Below are 17,905 nucleotides of genomic sequence, written 5' to 3' on the forward strand. Positions count from 1 at the left end.
TGTCTAGCATCTAAAAATAAAAATTGACGTTTCACGTTGTTTGTTTCGTTCAGTTTTCAAAGAACTCATCTGCCGCTCAGAAGCGACTTTATTAATATAACATTTCGTTATATTTTCGTCAACAACTTTTTTCAATAAGTTGTTTTTCGTTTGTTTTACTTGTTACCTTTCGTGGCAACGAATATAAATATACCAGTTTGATTATTAAAATGCAATAGTTTTTCTAATAAAATTTTTAACTTAGTAAAAAAGTATAAAAACAGCACATTTCTTCTATATAAATATAATTTCTCGCACCATCAAGAGCTACTATCCCTACGTAGCTCATACTCAAATAAAAAAAGCTTTGGAGAAATCTCCAAAGCTTAGTCTTGTTTATGACGCATAGCAGGGAATAATAATACATCACGAATAGATGGTGCATTCGTTAACAACATAACAAGACGATCAATACCAATTCCTAGCCCACCTGTAGGAGGCATACCGTACTCAAGAGCTTCAATATAATCATCATCCATCATGTGAGCTTCATCATTACCTTGTTCGCGCTCTTTTAATTGCGCTTCAAAGCGTTCTTTTTGATCAATCGGATCATTTAGCTCAGTGAATGCATTTGCATGTTCACGTGCAACGATAAATAATTCGAAACGATCTGTGAATCGTGGATCTTCGTCATTCTTTTTCGCAAGTGGCGAAATTTCTACCGGATGACCGTAAATAAATGTTGGTTGAATTAATTTATCTTCTACTTTTTGTTCGAAGAATTCGTTTATAATATGACCAACTTCCATCGTATCCTTAATACCTACATTATGTTCTTTTGCAAGTTCACGCGCTTCTTCTACACTCATTGGATTCCAGAAATCTGCTCCAGAATGTTCCTTGATTGCATCTACCATATGAAGACGTGTCCATTCTGGTTCTAGATTAATTTCATAATCACCATATTGGATTGTTGTTGTACCTAGTACTTGCTTCGCAATATGCGCAACCATATTTTCTGTTAGTTTCATAATATCTTTATAATCAGCATACGCTTCATATAATTCAATCATTGTAAACTCTGGATTATGACGAGTTGATACACCCTCATTACGGAATACACGACCGATTTCATAAACTTTTTCTAATCCACCCACAATAAGGCGTTTTAAATGAAGTTCAATTGCGATACGCATGTATAATTCCATATCTAACGCATTATGGTGCGTAATGAAAGGACGCGCAGAAGCTCCACCTGCAATTGCATGCATCATAGGTGTTTCCACTTCAAGATAACCATTGTCATCTAAGTATCTTCTCATTTCACGAATGATTTTACTGCGAGTAACGAATGTTTCACGGCTTTCCATACTTGTGATTAAGTCTAAGTAACGTTGACGGTAGCGTTGTTCAACATCTTTTAATCCATGATATTTATCCGGTAATGGACGAAGAGATTTCGTTAATAGTGTAAAGCCCGTTGCCTTCACCGAAAGTTCTCCAACGTTCGTTTTGAACACTTTACCTTCAATACCTACTAAATCACCTAAATCTGCTGTTTTAAATAATTCATACTCTTCATCTCCAACAGCATCTTTACGAACATAAATTTGAACTTGTCCATGTAAATCTTGAATATGTGCAAATCCAGCTTTTCCTTTACCGCGTTTTGTCATAATACGACCAGCGATAGAAACAGAGATTTCTTTCTCTTCTAATTCTTCTTTAGAGAACTCTCCATATAAGCTTAATAAGTCATTTGTTGCATTTGTACGTTCAAATCGTTTACCAAACGGATCGATTCCTTGCTCACGTAAGTTATGTAACTTTTCACGACGAACAAGCAATTGGTCGTTTAATTCTTCGTGGTTCATGTTATCCATGGTATTGATATCACTCCAGCTCTATTAATTTTTACAATATATACAGTATAGCATTTTCTACTCAACTAGAAAAACTGCCAGCAACTAGCTGGCAGTTCTTCTTTCTTTCACGTAATTATAGGAAGTGTATAGAAGAATGTCAATCTTCCCTATCTATTATTAGCCAACGTGAATTGTTTGTTGTTTCGCTTCTACTTCTTCTACAAATGCACCTAATACATTCGCAAGGTCCTCACGCGTATTACAAGCATTGATACCATTACGTACAGTTGCATTACCACGAACACCCTTTAAATACCAGGCTGCATGCTTTCTCATCTCTCTTACAGCGACATTTTCATTCTTTAAATCGATAAGACGATCTAGATGCAACATACATACGTCAATTTTCTCACGCACTGTCGGTTCCGGCATTAATTCACCTGTTTCCAAATACTTTACCGTACGATAAATCATCCACGGGTCCCCAAGGGCAGCGCGACCAATCATAACACCGTCTACACCAATTTCATCAAGCATACGCTTTGCATCTTGTGGCGTTTCGACATCACCATTTCCGATAACCGGGATATTTACAGCTTGCTTTACTTGTTTAATAATATCCCAATCCGCTTTCCCTTCATACATTTGTACTCGTGTACGTCCATGAACCGCTACTGCTTGTCCGCCAGCACGCTCAACAGCTTTTGCATTCTCAATTGCAAAAATATGATCTGCATCCCAACCAATACGCATCTTAACTGTAACCGGCTTTTCAACAGCATCTACAACCGCCGCTACCATTTCATATATTTTATTTGGGTCTAAAAGCCACTTTGCTCCCGCGTCACACTTAATGATTTTCGGTACTGGGCAACCCATATTAATATCAATAATGTCTGCTGTCGTATATTTATCTACGTATTTCGCAGCATCTACAAGAGTTTCTTTCTCTCCACCAAAAATTTGTAAACTTAATGGCTTTTCTCTTTCATCAATATATAACATATCTAATGTTCTTTTGTTATTAAGTAATATCGCTTTATCACTTACCATTTCAGCACAAACTAAACCTGCACCAAATTCTTTTACTGTCAAACGGAATGCAGAGTTACACACTCCCGCCATCGGTGCTAATACAACCGGGTTTTTCATCTCAATATTTGCAATCTTTAACACTCGACTTACTCCTTCCTTCATAGTCACTTCGGCATTAATTCCTCCACTGAAACCTTTAATGCCTTAGCAACTTCCACTACAAAATCTTGGGAAGGCGATCGATTCCCTCTCTCAACTTCACCTAAAACAGATACAGATACCCCTAACTCTTTCGCAAAACCTTCTTGTGTATAACCTTTTAGCTTTCGAAAAGCACGAATGCGTCTTCCCCATTTTTCTGCTTCCATACCGTTACTCCCTCTCGCCTTTTCATTTCTTCTACTTGTGAACGTGAAATGTTTTGTTTTATATCTTGATTAATCTCTAACAACGGAACGATAACAAAAGCTCTTTCGAACATCCGCGGATGCGGAACAATAAGATTCTCCGCTTCAATATTTTCTTGATTATATAGTAAAATGTCAAGGTCGATGGTCCTCGGACCCCATCTAATTTCCCTTTTTCTTCCTAAATCATTCTCTACTCTTTGTGTGATTTTCAATAATTCTTGCGGTGATAAATTGGTAGAAATTTTTATAACTAAATTTAAAAAGCAACTTTGGTCAGTATAGCCAACTGGCTCTGTTTCATATACAGATGAAATATCGTTAACTTGGATATACGGGTTTTTGTTTAAAAACTGAATCGCTTCAGTTAAATACGTATAACGTTCTCCGATATTTGAACCTAATGCAATGTAAGCTATATTATTCATGGACGTTCTCTCGTAATTTCCACTGCTACAGCACGATAATGCCCAGGTATCGGCGGATCTGGTTTAATTACTTTAATTGTACAACGGAAAATACTCTCATATTGTTTTAATATATCTGCAGCAATATTTTCAGCGATACTCTCTACAAGCTTATACGTTCTATCTTCAACAACTTTTCTACATAACTCGAAAAGCTCTCCATAATTGACAGAATGCTCTAAGTCATCACTTTCTCCTGCCTGTTTCAAATCCAACTCCACCGTTAAGTCCACTTTGAATCTCTGACCCAATTTATTTTCCTCTGGGAATACACCATGATAACCGTAAAACTCCATATCATGAACATAAATTTTATCCAATTACTTTACCCCCTTACCAATCATCGCATCCATCATCTTAGCCATACGTGCCATTTCCTTCACATCATGAACACGAACAAACTCACAACCCTTTTCAATGCCGAGACAAACGGTAGCTCCTGTTCCCTCAAGACGTTCCTCTACCGGTAAATCTAACACATGTCCAATAAAAGACTTTCTTGAAGTACCTAAGAGAACTGGATAACCCAGTACGTTTAACTGTTCTAAATTACGCATCGCTTCTAAATTTTGTTCAGGTGTTTTAGCAAAACCGATGCCTGGGTCTAAAATGATATTCTCATCTCGCACGCCAGCATCTTTAGCAATTTTGATGCTTTCATATAAATCAGCAATCATATCAGCCATTAAATTGCGGTAATTCATGTTATCGCGATTATGCATCAAGATAATAGGTACATCATAATGAGCTGCAACTTCAGCGATTTTTGGTTCCGCCTTCGCTCCCCAAACGTCATTAATAATATGAGCGCCAGCTTCGATTGCTTGTTTTGCAACTTCAGCTTTATACGTGTCGATAGAAATAGGCAATTCCACTTCTTTTGCAACCGCCTGAATCATCGGAACAACTCGCTTTATTTCTTCTTCCACCGATACTTTAGCAAAACCCGGGCGAGTAGATTCACCGCCGATATCAATAATATGAGCACCTTCATCTCGCATTTCTTTCGCATGGCGCACCGCAGCCTCTACCTCGTTGTAACTCCCACCATCAGAAAACGAATCTGGTGTTACATTTAAAATCCCCATAATTAAAGTTTTTTCATTTAAGTTCAATGTATATTCGCCGCAGCGCAAATCATAATCCCACTTCAAACTACACATCTCCTCTTCACAATTCATTTCTGCTCCACAATTTCTCTCTCTGCATTTCATAAAGACTCATAAACCTTTTTGTAACCATACCTACTTTACCCGGGAAATCTCGTCCCTCTATATGATAAAGCGGGACAATTTCTTGAATCGAGTTTGTTACGAAGACTTCATCAGCTGAAAGTAATTCATCTTTTGTAAAGAAACCTTCCTTCACTTCGATGCCCAGCTCTTCAGCAACCTTTATAATAAACGCACGAGTGATACCATTTAAAATCCCTGTTTTTAGCGAAGGTGTATACAAAATATCACCTTTCACGAAAAAGAGATTCGAAACAATACCCTCTGCAACATAACCTGTTTCAGTAAGGAAAATACCTTCCTTATTCACAACATTTCCAATTTCACGTTTTCCTAAAATGTTATTTAAATAATGATGAGACTTTAAGCGAGACGCACCCTCTGGTGTATTTCGCACTTGTTTTAAAACAACCCCTTCTTTTTCCACTACATCTTCGGGGGCTGCTAAAGGTTTTATAAAAACAATAACAGACGGCTCTTCATACATTTCCGTTTGCAATCCAATTTCATCTATACCCGCTGATACATTAAAGCGTACATATGCATGCTCTAATTCATTCTTAACGAGTAAATTCTTCAAAATAAGCAGTACTTCATCTTTCGTCATTGTCCATTTAATTTGCAATGTATCCAGTGCATCTATTAAACGGTCATAATGATCATCCAATAAGAAAGGATGACCATTATAAATACGAAATGTCTCAAAAACTCCAAGACCATATAAATAACCATGATCATAAGGAGAAATTCTCGCTTCACTTGCTTCTACATACTCACCATTTACGTAAACTAACACGATGTCACACTTGGGCTGTATTTACGAATGAAATTCTGCAACAACTCTTTCCCGTGGGAAGTCATAATTGATTCTGGATGGAACTGTACACCTTCAATCGGTAATGTTGTATGACGGAGCGCCATAATTTCCCCTTCTTCTGTCCAAGATGTTACCTCTAAGCAATCAGGTAACGTCTCTTTCTTAACGATAAGGGAATGATAACGTGTCGCAGTAAACGGATTAGGGATATCCGAAAAAATCGTCTTTCCGTCATGATGCATAAGCGACGTTTTCCCATGCATTAAGCGCTCCGCACGTATAACCTCTCCGCCAAACACTTGTGCAATGGATTGATGTCCAAGACAAACCCCAAAAATCGGAATCTTTCCAGCAAAGTATTGAATAACCTCCATACTAATACCTGCTTCATTAGGACTACACGGACCTGGCGAAATCATTAAAAAGTCTGGTTTCATATTCTCAATATCTGAAATAGTCACTTCATCGTTACGTTTAACAACAAGCTCTTGTCCAAGTTCTCCAAGAAACTGCACTAAATTAAATGTAAAAGAATCATAATTATCAATCATTAATATCATTTCTCTCACCTAACCGTTTCTTCGCTACGTTCTTTTGCACGCCATAAAGCAATCGCCTTTTTTAACGACTCTTTATATTCATTTTCCGGATTCGAATCAATTACAATTCCCGCTCCTGCTTGTACATGCGCTTTTCCATCTTTAGCAAGCAGTGTTCTAATTACAATATTCAATTCTGTATCTCCAGAATAACCGATCCACCCGATTGAACCTGTGTAAATCCCTCGGCGAACAGGTTCTAATTCTTCAATAATTTCCATCGTACGTATTTTCGGGGCACCAGTAATTGTTCCCCCAGGGAATACAGCCTTCACTAAATCAAAAGCATCTTTATCTTCTTCCACCTCACCACGCACATTAGAAACAATATGCATAACATGTGAGTATTTCTCAATTACCATAAATTCATCTACTTCTACAGTGCCATATTTACAAACACGCCCTAAATCATTTCGTTCTAAATCCACAAGCATGACGTGCTCTGCTCTTTCTTTTTCGTTCTCAATTAACTCTTTTGCTAATTCTTCATCCTCTTGCTCATTCGCCCCTCTAGATCTCGTTCCAGCAATCGGTCTTGTACTTACTTCGGTTCCCTCTTTCTTAATTAGCAACTCTGGCGATCCACTAACAATTTGAAAATCCCCGAGCTCCAAGTAACCCATATATGGAGATGGATTAATCTCACGAAGACTTGTATAGATTTCTAGTGGGTGTGTTTGTAACGTTCTTTCTTGCCTTGTCGACAAGTTTACTTGGAACACATCACCAGCCCCAATATATTCTTGAATACATTCAACTGCCTTCATAAAACTTTCTTCTGTAAAAGCAACTGTTTCACTTTTCTCTTCAGGGCATGCAAAAGGTATATTCACTTCTGGCGCTTCTGTCGCCCAAAGAATCTTCCATTCATTTAATCGCTCTTTTGCCTCTTCATGCTTATCTACATAATGTGTAATAATCCATAATACTTTTTCTTTTTGATCATAAACAAACACATCATCAAATAATAAAAAGAATATATCAGGTATATTAATGTCATCCTCCGCATGGGAAGGGAGTTTTTCAATATAACGGATGCAATCATAACTAAAGTAACCAATTGCACCACCTTGAAATGGAGGGTATTCCGGATTATAGTCCGTTTTCCATCGCTCCATATATTCCTGCATTAAATCTAATGGGTTTCCTTGTTTTATTGTTTCCTTACCACTTTCGCTTATATGTAACGTTTCACCCTTCCCTCGGATTACCGCTACTGGGTTCAACCCCACAATGTTATAACGACCGCCACGTCCACTCTCTAACAAAATATGTTGCGGTTTATCCTTAGAAAGAAATTTATACTGCTTAAAGAAATCTAACTGATATGGAATAGAAAGCGCTAAAGATTTTCTTCGTTGCATATCAACACCCCGTCTTCTTTTATCCCACCCTCTTAGATTAACCACCTCAAACTACATTCGTTATATATATAAAGTGGTTATACTCGAAGGCTAGTGAAAATAAATTAATTATACTACCTCTTATTTTACATGAAGTTTTCTAGTCATTCACTCTTTTCCTATTTCCAATCCAAAAAGAAAAAGCATCCTTTTCAAGGATGCTTTTTCAATCACATATAATTAAGACTCAAATTGATAAAGCGGTGTACTTAAATAACGTTCACCGTTACTTGGGATAATAACAAGTACCTTTTTCCCTTTACCTAACTTTTTCGCAATTTCTGTTGCTGCATAAATAACTGCTCCAGAAGAGATACCCACCAAAATACCTTCCTCTTTAGCCACTCTTCTTGCATATTCAAATGCTTGCTCTGCTTTTACTTGAATAATTTCATCATATACCTCTACATCCAATGTCTCTGGGATGAATCCCGCACCGATTCCTTGGATTTTATGCGGACCCGGTTTCCCACCAGATAGTACTGGTGAATCCGCAGGTTCTACTGCATAAATTTTAATATCTTTATACGCTTCCTTCAACACTTCACCAGCACCAGTAATCGTTCCACCTGTACCAATACCTGCAATAAACGCATCTAATTGGTCACCCATTTGTTCAACAATTTCTGGCCCTGTTGTTAAACGATGAATTTCTGGATTCGATTGGTTTTTGAACTGTTGTGGTATAAAGTAGCCATGCTCTTTTGCTAATTCAGTCGCTTGACGAATCGCTCCACCCATTCCTTCAGGCCCTGGAGTCAATACTAATTCCGCACCGTAAGCACGTAATAAATTACGACGCTCAATACTCATTGTTTCTGGCATTACTAAAATTGCCTTATATCCTTTAGCGGCCGCTACCATCGCTAAACCAATTCCTGTGTTACCACTTGTTGGCTCAATGATTGTATCGCCTTCTTTTAATAATCCTTTTTTTTCAGCATCTTCAATCATAGCTAATGCAATACGATCTTTAACACTGCTCCCTGGATTCATAAATTCTAATTTTAAGTATATATCTGCGCTGTTTGATTCTACGATGCGGTTCAACTTAACGATCGGCGTTTTCCCGATTAATTCTGAAACTGATTGTGCCACTCGCATTCCTGTCACTCCTAACACCGAGTATTTTTATTGGTTTTATCTATATTTAGATTTTGTCAGAAGATTCCCTGTTTGTCAATCTATTTAGAGGGTGGATTCCCTCACTTCCCTTATTACAAACTCTCAATTAAATTTGTAATATCTTCTTTAGAGAACTTGTATCGCTCATTACAGAAATGACAATGAACTTCTGTCTCTTCTTCTTCTTCGCGAATTTGCTCTAACTCTGTTTTACCTAAACTAATTAACACACTCTCAATACGTTCGCGTGAGCATGTGCAATTAAATTGAACATCCATCGTTTCTAACACTTTCACTTTATCTTCTCCAAGAACTGCATACAGTAACTCTTCTGGAGAAAGCCCTTGTTCAATTAACGTTGATACAGGAGGAATCTTCTGCAAACGATCTTCAATGAATGAAATTGTTTCTTCCTGTGCACCTGGCATAATTTGAAGGATAAATCCACCTGCCGCTAATACGCTGTCATCTCCATTTACAAGAACGCCAACTCCTACAGAAGAAGGTGTTTGCTCAGAAACTGCAAAATAATACGTGAAGTCTTCCCCTAATTCTCCTGAAACAATTGGAGATTGACCAATAAACGGCTCACGCATACCAATATCTTTAATTACTGTTACAAATCCCTCAGTACCTACCGCTTGATATACACGTAATTTCCCTTGTTCCGTTCCTTCAAAATCAACATGTGGATTCGTTACATAACCACGTACATCCCCATTTGCATGAGCATCTACTAAGATAGGACCAATCGGACCATTACCTTCTACCTTAATCGTTAACTTTTGGTCACCTTTTAACATCGCGCCCATCATTGTACCTGCAGTTAAAGAACGACCAAGTGCCGCCGAAGCTGTTCTCCATGTATCATGACGTCTTTGCGCCTCACTTACTGTGTTTGTAGTACGCACACTATATGCACGCACTTCTCCATCAAATGCTAACGCTTTTACTAAATAATCTTTCATACTCATTTATTCACCTTTCTCATGCTGTAAATTTGCATTACGCTCGTATAACATATACAAACCTTTTAATGTTAAAAATGGATCTACAACGTCAATTACATTCGATTCTTCTGAAATTAATTTCGCCAATCCACCTGTTGCAATAACTTTCGGTTCTTGTTTAGCTTCCTCTTTCATACGCTTAACAATACCTTCCACTTGTCCAACATAACCATAAAGAATACCAGATTGCATTGCACTTACCGTATTCTTTCCAACAACACTGCTTGGTTTTGTAATTTCAATACGAGGAAGTTTTGCCGCTCTACTATATAAAGCCTCTGCTGAAATCATAATTCCCGGCGTAATAACTCCACCCATATAATGCTTTTCTTCGTTAATATAACAATATGTAGTAGCCGTACCGAAATCGACAATAATAAGCGGACTTCCATACAAGTGGATTCCTGCTACCGCATTTACAATTCGGTCCGCGCCTACTTCACGTGGATTTTCATATTTAATATTTAGCCCCGTTTTTATTCCAGGACCTACTACAAGCGGTTTAATTTTAAAATACTTTTCACACATGCGCTCTAATGCAAACATAATTGGTGGTACGACTGAAGACACGATAATACCTTTCACATCTTCAAACGAAAGACCTTCATGCTCAAGCAACTGCTTTACAAGCATTCCATATTCATCTTCTGTCTTATGACGATCTGTTTCCATGCGCCAATGTTGACGAAGTTCCCCCTCTTCAAACACGCCTAGCACAGCATTTGTGTTCCCTACATCCAATACAAAAATCATATTCTCACCACTTATCTTATTTAATCTATATTTGTGCAGTATGTATAAAACTTATAAAAACATCATATCACACATACTTATATAATCAGCTTTTCTATCCTCATCATTTTACAAAAAGATTACGCTCTATTTCAATTTTTAATACCAGATTTACTTAAATTTTTTCTACTTCATTTCGTTCCACAAATAAAAAAAGGAGTGACCATCGTCACTCCTTCATCTCTTACTTATCTTCTGATTCTTCATCGTCCTTCTTCATATTGATGTTTACTTTCACATCATCTGAAGATGTTGGACGCTCTGGCAATCTGCCGTAATCATATAAATGATTGATTTGCTCTGCATCTAACGTTTCTACTTCAAGTAACGTTTTCGCAATAATATCTAGCTTATCACGTTTTTCAGTAAGAATTTGTTTCGCGCGAGCATAACATTCTTTTATAATAGTTTGCATTTCCACATCGATTTCATGTGCAATTGCATCACTGTAGTTTTGTTCTGAATGGAAGTCTCTTCCTAAGAACACTTGACCACCTTGTGAGCTACCGAATTGCATCGGTCCAAGCTTATCACTCATACCGAATTCCGTAACCATACGTCTTGCAATACCAGTCGCACGTTGGAAGTCGTTGTGAGCACCTGTACTTGCTTCACCAAACACAATCTCTTCAGCTACTCGACCACCAAGTAAACCAGTGATTTTATCAAGTAACTCTGGTTTTGTCATGAAGTAACGATCTTCTTTCGGAAGCATTACTGCATATCCACCAGCTTGACCACGAGGGACAATTGTTACTTTATGAACGATATCTGCTTCATCAAGGACAACACCAATTACAGTATGGCCAGCTTCATGGAATGCAACGATATTACGTTCTTTTTCAGAGATGACACGACTTTTCTTAGCTGGACCTGCAATAACACGATCCGTTGCTTCATCAATGTCACTCATATCAATTTTCTTCTTATCTTGACGCGCAGCCACTAAAGCAGCTTCGTTTAATAAGTTTTCAAGATCCGCACCAGAGAACCCTGGTGTACGAGTTGCAATTGCTCTTAAGTTGATATGATCATCAAGCGGTTTATTACGAGCATGTACTTTCAGCACAGCTTCACGGCCATTTACATCTGGACGATCTACTGTAATTTGACGGTCAAAACGACCTGGACGTAATAACGCTGGATCAAGAATATCAGGACGGTTTGTTGCAGCGATGATAATAATACCTTCGTTTGCACCGAATCCATCCATTTCAACAAGTAATTGGTTCAACGTTTGCTCACGCTCATCATGGCCACCACCAAGACCTGCGCCACGTTGACGTCCTACCGCATCAATTTCATCAATGAAAATGATACAAGGAGCATTTTTCTTTGCATTTTCGAATAAATCACGTACACGTGATGCACCGACACCGACGAACATCTCTACGAAATCAGAACCACTGATAGAGAAGAATGGAACGCCTGCCTCACCTGCAACGGCACGTGCTAGTAAAGTTTTACCTGTACCTGGAGGTCCTACTAATAGAACACCCTTCGGAATACGGGCACCAACTTCAGCGAACTTACGAGGATCTTTCAAGAATTCAACTACCTCAACAAGCTCTTGTTTCTCTTCATCCGCTCCAGCAACATCTCTGAAACGAACTTTTTTCTTTTCGTCATTATATAACTTCGCCTTACTTTTCCCGAAGTTCATAACACGGCTACCGCCGCCCTGAGCCTGGTTTAATAAGAAGAAGAATAAAATGAAGATAATGACGAACGGAATGATAGAAGTAAAGAACGTTACCCAAGCACTTGTTTCTTCTGCTGGTTGATACTTAACTTCAGCACCTTGCGCTTTGTCATTAATTTTCTTTTGTAATTCCTCAGTATTTGGTGCATAAGTAACAAATTGTTCTCCTTGGCTAGAGTTGTTAAATTGTCCTTTTACCTCAAATACACCATTTTTCGGTTGAAGTTGCACATTACGCACTTCACCTTTTTCTAGTTTAGTAATGAATTTATCGTAGCTAACTGATGTCGTTTTTTGTGTCGAACCATTAAAATAGCTCACGATTCCAATTACTACTAGGAATATCAGTAAATAAAAGATGGTATTACGGAAGATACGATTCATTCCTAACCTCCTCTCACGGCATAAACACTATAGTAAATCGTAACATAGAAAAACTTTCCTATACAATTGTGACGCCTGCATTTAATTAATTTGAGTAAACACTTGGTTTTAATACTCCTACATAAGGAAGATTACGGTACTGCTCTTTATAATCTAATCCATACCCTACAACAAATTCATGTGGAACAGTAAACCCAACATAATCCGCTTTCAAATCTACCTTACGGCCTGTCGGCTTATCTAATAACGTAACAATTTTTACAGACTTCGCTTTACGATATTTGAATAGGTCTACTAAGTAACTTAGCGTAAGACCGCTATCAATAATATCTTCAACGATTAAAATATCGCGACCCTCTACAGAAGTATCAAGGTCTTTTAAAATTTTCACTTCGCCTGTTGAAACAGTAGAGTGACCGTAACTAGATACAGCCATAAAATCCATTTCAAGATATGTATCTGTTCTCTTTAATAAATCTGCCATGAATGGCATTGCGCCCTTTAATACACCAATCGCAAGAGGTATTGTGTTTTTATAATCCTCTGCAATAACCGCACCTAATTCGCGCACCTTTTCTTGTATTTGTTCTTCAGAAATTAATACTTTTTCGATATCTTGATTCATCATTTCATTATCCTCCCGGAAGACTCCTTGCTTTTGTAGTGAATAATCATATATTTATCCTTCTTTGCCGCCTCTTTCGAGATAGCAAATGCAGATCGCTTCAACAAGGGTACCCAAATAATATTCCCACTTGCATCACAAACGACCGGCCATTCTTCTCTTTTTTCTCTTGGTACTTTTGCTTCGATAAAAATAGTTTTTATCTTTTTTGTGCCATTCATACCTTGTATTGACATGCAATCTCCATTTTCTCTAGAACGAATACGAAGTGGATATGATATATCATTATACTTAGCAACAAATACTGTTTCATTCATGTTACTTGGTATGTCTTCGCTCACCTCTGTTACAAGCTTATCCCCGTTCGATAGCGTAATTGTCCCGGGCACTGATAAATCTTGTAAAAAAGGAGAAACAATTTCTTGTTTAAATCCAAAGCTGCACTCCTCGTATGCGCGAACAATTTTTAAATCACCTGGGAAATCAAGTGAACCCGAAGGTTGTGTCCGCTTAAAAAACTCGATCACTTTGTCAATATGTATAGAGGAAAGAGAAGATGGAATCTTATATTCATAAAGATAGTTTAATATTAGTTGAATCCCTCTTCTTTGTAAAGGCATAGACATGGATTCAAAGGCAGGAATTGATAAGCTAATTTGTTTATCACTTTTTTTTGTAATTACTTTATTCATTTTCTCAAAAGCTAATTCCTGCAAATACGCCTCATCCTCTTGCATCTGCATGCTAAATTTTTGGAATTTCTCATGCACTTGTGAATTTTCTTCTTTCAAATGAGGAAGAACATATTTGCGTAATCGATTCCTTGTATATACTTCCTTTTTATTACTTGGATCTATACGGGGAATTATTTTTAGCTTATTACAGTAATCAACAATCTCTTCCTTCGTTACTCCAAGTAACGGCCTAATTAAATATCCATTATGAAAAGGACGCTTCACTGCAATTCCTGCATATCCTTTCGGAGTACTCCCTCGTACAAGGCGCATTAAAATCGTCTCTACTTGATCATCACCATGATGTCCAAGAGCTACATATCTCGCATCATATTTCTTCATTATTCTTTCCAAAAATGCATATCTGCATTCTCTAGCAGCAACCTGTGCATTCATTCCGTGTTGCTGTTGATATTGCGACACATTAATCCTTATCGTTTCGCAAATAACTCCCAGCCCTTTACAAAGGTCCTGCACAAACTGTAGGTCCTCATGAGATTCATCACCTCTAAACATATGGTCCACATGTGCCACTACAATTTCGAACTGTTTTGCTGCTCTTTTTTCTAACAAATAATATAGAAGAGCCAAAGAGTCAGGACCACCAGAAACCCCTACAACAATTGTTGAACGTTCCTTTAATACATCATGCTGCTTTACAAAGTCATCTACCTTTTCAACAAATGTATCTTTCAACTTCGTAATCACCTTTCATTAAACAAGAACAGCAACGTTAGTTACCTTGTTTATAATGGTACAACTTTTACAAACATTGTGCAAAAAAAAGATATACAAAAATTACATTTTTATCTTACATCATCCGTACATATTCACAAAAGTAATAACATTATCTTTTAAAGTAAAAAAACCTAGGCATCCACCTAGGTTTTTAGAAAGAAACAGTGATAAAGAAACATCACACTTAAAATTTATTGTGCCTGCATTCCTACAATTGGAATCGTAGCCCACTTCGGCATATTTTTCTTCACTTTCGCCACAACGATAGTCATATCATCATTTATATAACCATCACAAGAGCGAATCACCTCTTCCATAATGATATCAGCAATTTCTTGCGGATCTTCGGTTTGTAATTCTTTAATTTTTCGTTTCATCCATAGTTCATGATTTTCTACATGTTGCGCTCCCTCGAAAATCCCATCGCTCATCATAATAAGGATATCGCCCGTTTTTAATTGTTCACCTACTACATCAACTTCAACATCCTCAATAATGCCCATCGGCAAATTACTTGCCTCAATTTTCAAAATATTGTTCGCGCGTTTAACAAAACTCGGCGTCGATCCAATCTTTAAAAATTTCGCACTCGCATCCCGTAAATCCACCATAGCTAAATCTAACGTCGTAAACATCTCTTCTGTTGTTCTTAAAGAAAGAATAGAATTGATAGATTTAATCGCTATTTCCTCATCAATGCCTGATTGAAGTATTTTTTGTAATAATTTTACCGTTTCTTTACTCTCCATATGAGCTCTTTGCCCATTTCCCATACCATCACTAATTGCAAGCGCATATTTACCAACACTTAAATCCATCATCGCATAAGAGTCACCAGAAACAAACCCACCGCCTTTTGCAGCTGTGGCCAACCCAGTATCAAGAGAATACGTTTTTGCCGAACCAAATGATATTAAGCTGTGGCCGTTCGGATAAGAAGATTTTTCTTCATGTTTAACAACAATATTTTCCTTTAGAATGTCAGAAAGCATCGGCGCAACTAACTTTTCACATTCTCCATGTTCATTAGATGCAACTGGAATCAACATTTCAATATCAATACTTCCTCTATCTAAACAATATATATCAACATGCTCTACTTCTACGCCAAAATCACGAAACGCTTGCATAATCTGTTCTTCCTGCACTTGATGATTTTCTCGTTCTCTTTGGATCTCCTTAGCAAAATCCTCCATAACTTTTGATACACCTAATAGTTGCTCCGCTACTATTCTACGGTTTTCTTTCATTTGTTTTCGTAATTTTTGTCCTTCATAGAAGTGATCTAATTCACCCGCTACTAAATCCGTCACTTTCTTCCCTCTCACACAATGCTTGTCCCATTCACGAACTAACTTCCGATTATGCTGCAACGTCCCCTCTTCCGTTTCACTCATTATTTGTTTCATATAATCGTACGTTTTGTCGAAATTAACTACCCAGCATTGGTCCTTTTTAAAGCATGTTTGACATGTTTTTGCAGTAATTGTACTTAAGAACAAATCCGCTTCTGTCTCTTTATCTTCCTCCTCCACATATCCATATACAGAAAAGCTATTAGATAAAGCAGCAAATACATTGGCAAATTGATTAATTTTATTCGCTGTAACATCACGCATCCTTCTTAAATACTGTTGTTGATCTTGCGAATGTTCCTGTGTGCCTGGCATGAATTTAGCAATACGATCCATAACAAGTTTCGGTGTTAATAAGAAGAACATAATCGCCACACCAGATTCAATTAAAGTTGTCACAATGTTTGTTTGCTTGTCTACATATAGCGTAATCAAGCTCGTCCCAATTAATAAACCTAAACTAACACCTAAACGCTTCCCTTCTTTTAACAAACCACCAAGCAACCCAGAAAAAGCAAGTAGACTAAGTTGAGACAAACTGGAGACATTGGCTAAACTTAATATTAATCCAGTGACGACCCCCACTGTAGATCCTGTAGCAGCCCCCGCAATAAATGCAAACACGAGCACTAAATACCTAGTAAAAATATGTTGAATAGAAGCGTCATATACAAACCAATCTGTTGTCCCTGTTAAAACAGATGCTAGTAATATAATTAAACAAACAATTTCTTCTGTCTCTAGCGCTTGTTGTTTACCTTTTCGTTCTACTAAAAGCGGAACACTTTGTAAAAATATCATAGTTAATACGAAGCTAAGCCCTGCCTCAATCGTACTAACGAGTAAATCGTACATGGTGACAGTTTGTTGCGCGAAATATACGACAACTAAATGTGCGGTTAATGCGGAGATAAATACTTGGAATGGAACAAGTCCAACAGTTTTACGTGTAAACCGACTAAAGAAGATATTATAAATGAAGAAAGTAAAAATAGATGCAAAGGTAAAGAATAAATTATCTATCGAAACTGAAAGTGCGCCCCCCATAAGAGCCAAGAACGCGAGCGGCATTTTATCCCGCTTCATAACATAAACAGCAGCAAAAAACGGCAGTGCAAACGGTAAAATATTTGTTAATATATATGCTCGTCCCAAAAGAAAACCAATAACAACAATAATAAATCCCCATCTAAAGAAAACCTGTTCAAACTTCATTCGCAACTTACTCGTCCACTTTACTGCTCCAAGCTGACTCTCATTCATTGCCAATGCACTTGTATTCATAGTATTCCTTCCTGCTTTAGGCATATTTTTAACACCACCTGCATAGTTTAATTACTGTCATTATAAAAGATGATTATTGGGATTTTTGTCAAAACAACAGTTTTCACTTTTATAATCGTTCGACTTTTTATTCGAAATAACTCTACATATATACACGGTATGTAATTTATTCTCACTATTTTAATTGAACATTCAGAAAATATAGGGTGATTTTGTAGAAGTGTTGTATGTCTTAATTTATTTAACAAAAAAAGATCATGCAAATTTGCATAATCTTTTTAGGATGACCCGTACGGGATTCGAACCCGTGTTACCGCCGTGAAAGGGCGGTGTCTTAACCACTTGACCA

16 protein-coding genes and 1 tRNA gene are annotated in these 17,905 nt (G+C 37.4%); all 17 read right to left on the reverse strand.

Going from position 1 to position 17,905, the window contains the following annotated elements; all coding sequences use genetic code 11:
* Positions 1–365: 365 nt before the first annotated feature.
* Positions 366–1,865, reverse strand: coding sequence for a lysine--tRNA ligase (gene lysS / locus CER22_RS28350; protein ID WP_000369672.1), 1,500 nt, complete (start codon positions 1,863–1,865; stop codon positions 366–368).
* Positions 1,866–2,024: 159 nt separating this feature from the next.
* A complete protein-coding gene (gene dusB, locus CER22_RS28355; protein ID WP_000912237.1) occupies positions 2,025–3,023 on the reverse strand; it encodes a tRNA dihydrouridine synthase DusB in 999 nt (332 codons plus the stop codon).
* 23 nt (positions 3,024–3,046) lie between these two features.
* A complete protein-coding gene (locus CER22_RS28360) occupies positions 3,047–3,250 on the reverse strand; it encodes a helix-turn-helix domain-containing protein (protein ID WP_000387029.1) in 204 nt (67 codons plus the stop codon).
* Entirely contained in the window at positions 3,202–3,717 is a 516-nt protein-coding gene (gene folK, locus CER22_RS28365) for a 2-amino-4-hydroxy-6-hydroxymethyldihydropteridine diphosphokinase (RefSeq protein ID WP_001059453.1), read from the reverse strand. The genes CER22_RS28360 and folK overlap by 49 nt, the downstream gene beginning before the upstream one ends.
* Positions 3,714–4,076, reverse strand: a complete 363-nt coding sequence (gene folB / locus CER22_RS28370) for a dihydroneopterin aldolase (protein ID WP_000358076.1) — start codon at positions 4,074–4,076, stop codon at positions 3,714–3,716. Before folB ends, folK begins: the two co-directional genes overlap by 4 nt.
* Positions 4,077–4,937: a dihydropteroate synthase gene (gene folP, locus CER22_RS28375; protein ID WP_048542168.1), complete on the reverse strand. Its 861-nt coding sequence runs from the start codon at positions 4,935–4,937 to the stop codon at positions 4,077–4,079.
* A complete protein-coding gene (gene pabC / locus CER22_RS28380; protein WP_088610213.1) occupies positions 4,927–5,784 on the reverse strand; it encodes an aminodeoxychorismate lyase in 858 nt (285 codons plus the stop codon). Before pabC ends, folP begins: the two co-directional genes overlap by 11 nt.
* A complete protein-coding gene (gene pabA, locus CER22_RS28385) occupies positions 5,778–6,365 on the reverse strand; it encodes an aminodeoxychorismate/anthranilate synthase component II (RefSeq protein WP_000602298.1) in 588 nt (195 codons plus the stop codon). The genes pabC and pabA overlap by 7 nt, the downstream gene beginning before the upstream one ends.
* 5 nt (positions 6,366–6,370) lie before the next feature.
* Complete coding sequence (gene pabB / locus CER22_RS28390; protein ID WP_001189683.1) at positions 6,371–7,768, reverse strand: aminodeoxychorismate synthase component I; 1,398 nt, start codon at positions 7,766–7,768, stop codon at positions 6,371–6,373.
* A 219-nt stretch (positions 7,769–7,987) separates the two neighbouring features.
* A complete protein-coding gene (gene cysK / locus CER22_RS28395; RefSeq protein WP_087983740.1) occupies positions 7,988–8,911 on the reverse strand; it encodes a cysteine synthase A in 924 nt (307 codons plus the stop codon).
* A 113-nt stretch (positions 8,912–9,024) separates the two neighbouring features.
* On the reverse strand, positions 9,025–9,900 hold the full coding sequence (gene hslO / locus CER22_RS28400) for a redox-regulated molecular chaperone HslO (RefSeq protein ID WP_075313525.1): 876 nt from the start codon (positions 9,898–9,900) through the stop codon (positions 9,025–9,027).
* Positions 9,901–9,906: 6 nt separating this feature from the next.
* A complete protein-coding gene (locus CER22_RS28405) occupies positions 9,907–10,695 on the reverse strand; it encodes a type III pantothenate kinase (RefSeq protein WP_000578367.1) in 789 nt (262 codons plus the stop codon).
* Between the two features lie 223 nt (positions 10,696–10,918).
* On the reverse strand, positions 10,919–12,820 hold the full coding sequence (gene ftsH / locus CER22_RS28410) for an ATP-dependent zinc metalloprotease FtsH (protein WP_001079657.1): 1,902 nt from the start codon (positions 12,818–12,820) through the stop codon (positions 10,919–10,921).
* 85 nt (positions 12,821–12,905) lie between these two features.
* Positions 12,906–13,448 carry a hypoxanthine phosphoribosyltransferase gene (gene hpt, locus CER22_RS28415; RefSeq protein WP_000981845.1) on the reverse strand — a complete coding sequence of 181 codons (543 nt, stop codon included), beginning with the start codon at positions 13,446–13,448 and terminating at the stop codon, positions 12,906–12,908.
* Complete coding sequence (tilS, locus tag CER22_RS28420) at positions 13,445–14,875, reverse strand: tRNA lysidine(34) synthetase TilS (RefSeq protein WP_088610214.1); 1,431 nt, start codon at positions 14,873–14,875, stop codon at positions 13,445–13,447. The genes hpt and tilS overlap by 4 nt, the downstream gene beginning before the upstream one ends.
* Positions 14,876–15,108: 233 nt before the next feature.
* Complete coding sequence (gene spoIIE / locus CER22_RS28425) at positions 15,109–17,580, reverse strand: stage II sporulation protein E (protein ID WP_001123543.1); 2,472 nt, start codon at positions 17,578–17,580, stop codon at positions 15,109–15,111.
* Positions 17,581–17,843: 263 nt separating this feature from the next.
* Positions 17,844–17,904, reverse strand: a tRNA-Glu gene (locus tag CER22_RS28430).
* Between the last annotated feature and the right edge of the window lies 1 nt (position 17,905).

The sequence above is a fragment of the Bacillus sp. K2I17 genome (assembly GCF_002209985.1).
In the GTDB taxonomy this organism is placed as follows: domain Bacteria; phylum Bacillota; class Bacilli; order Bacillales; family Bacillaceae_G; genus Bacillus_A; species Bacillus_A wiedmannii.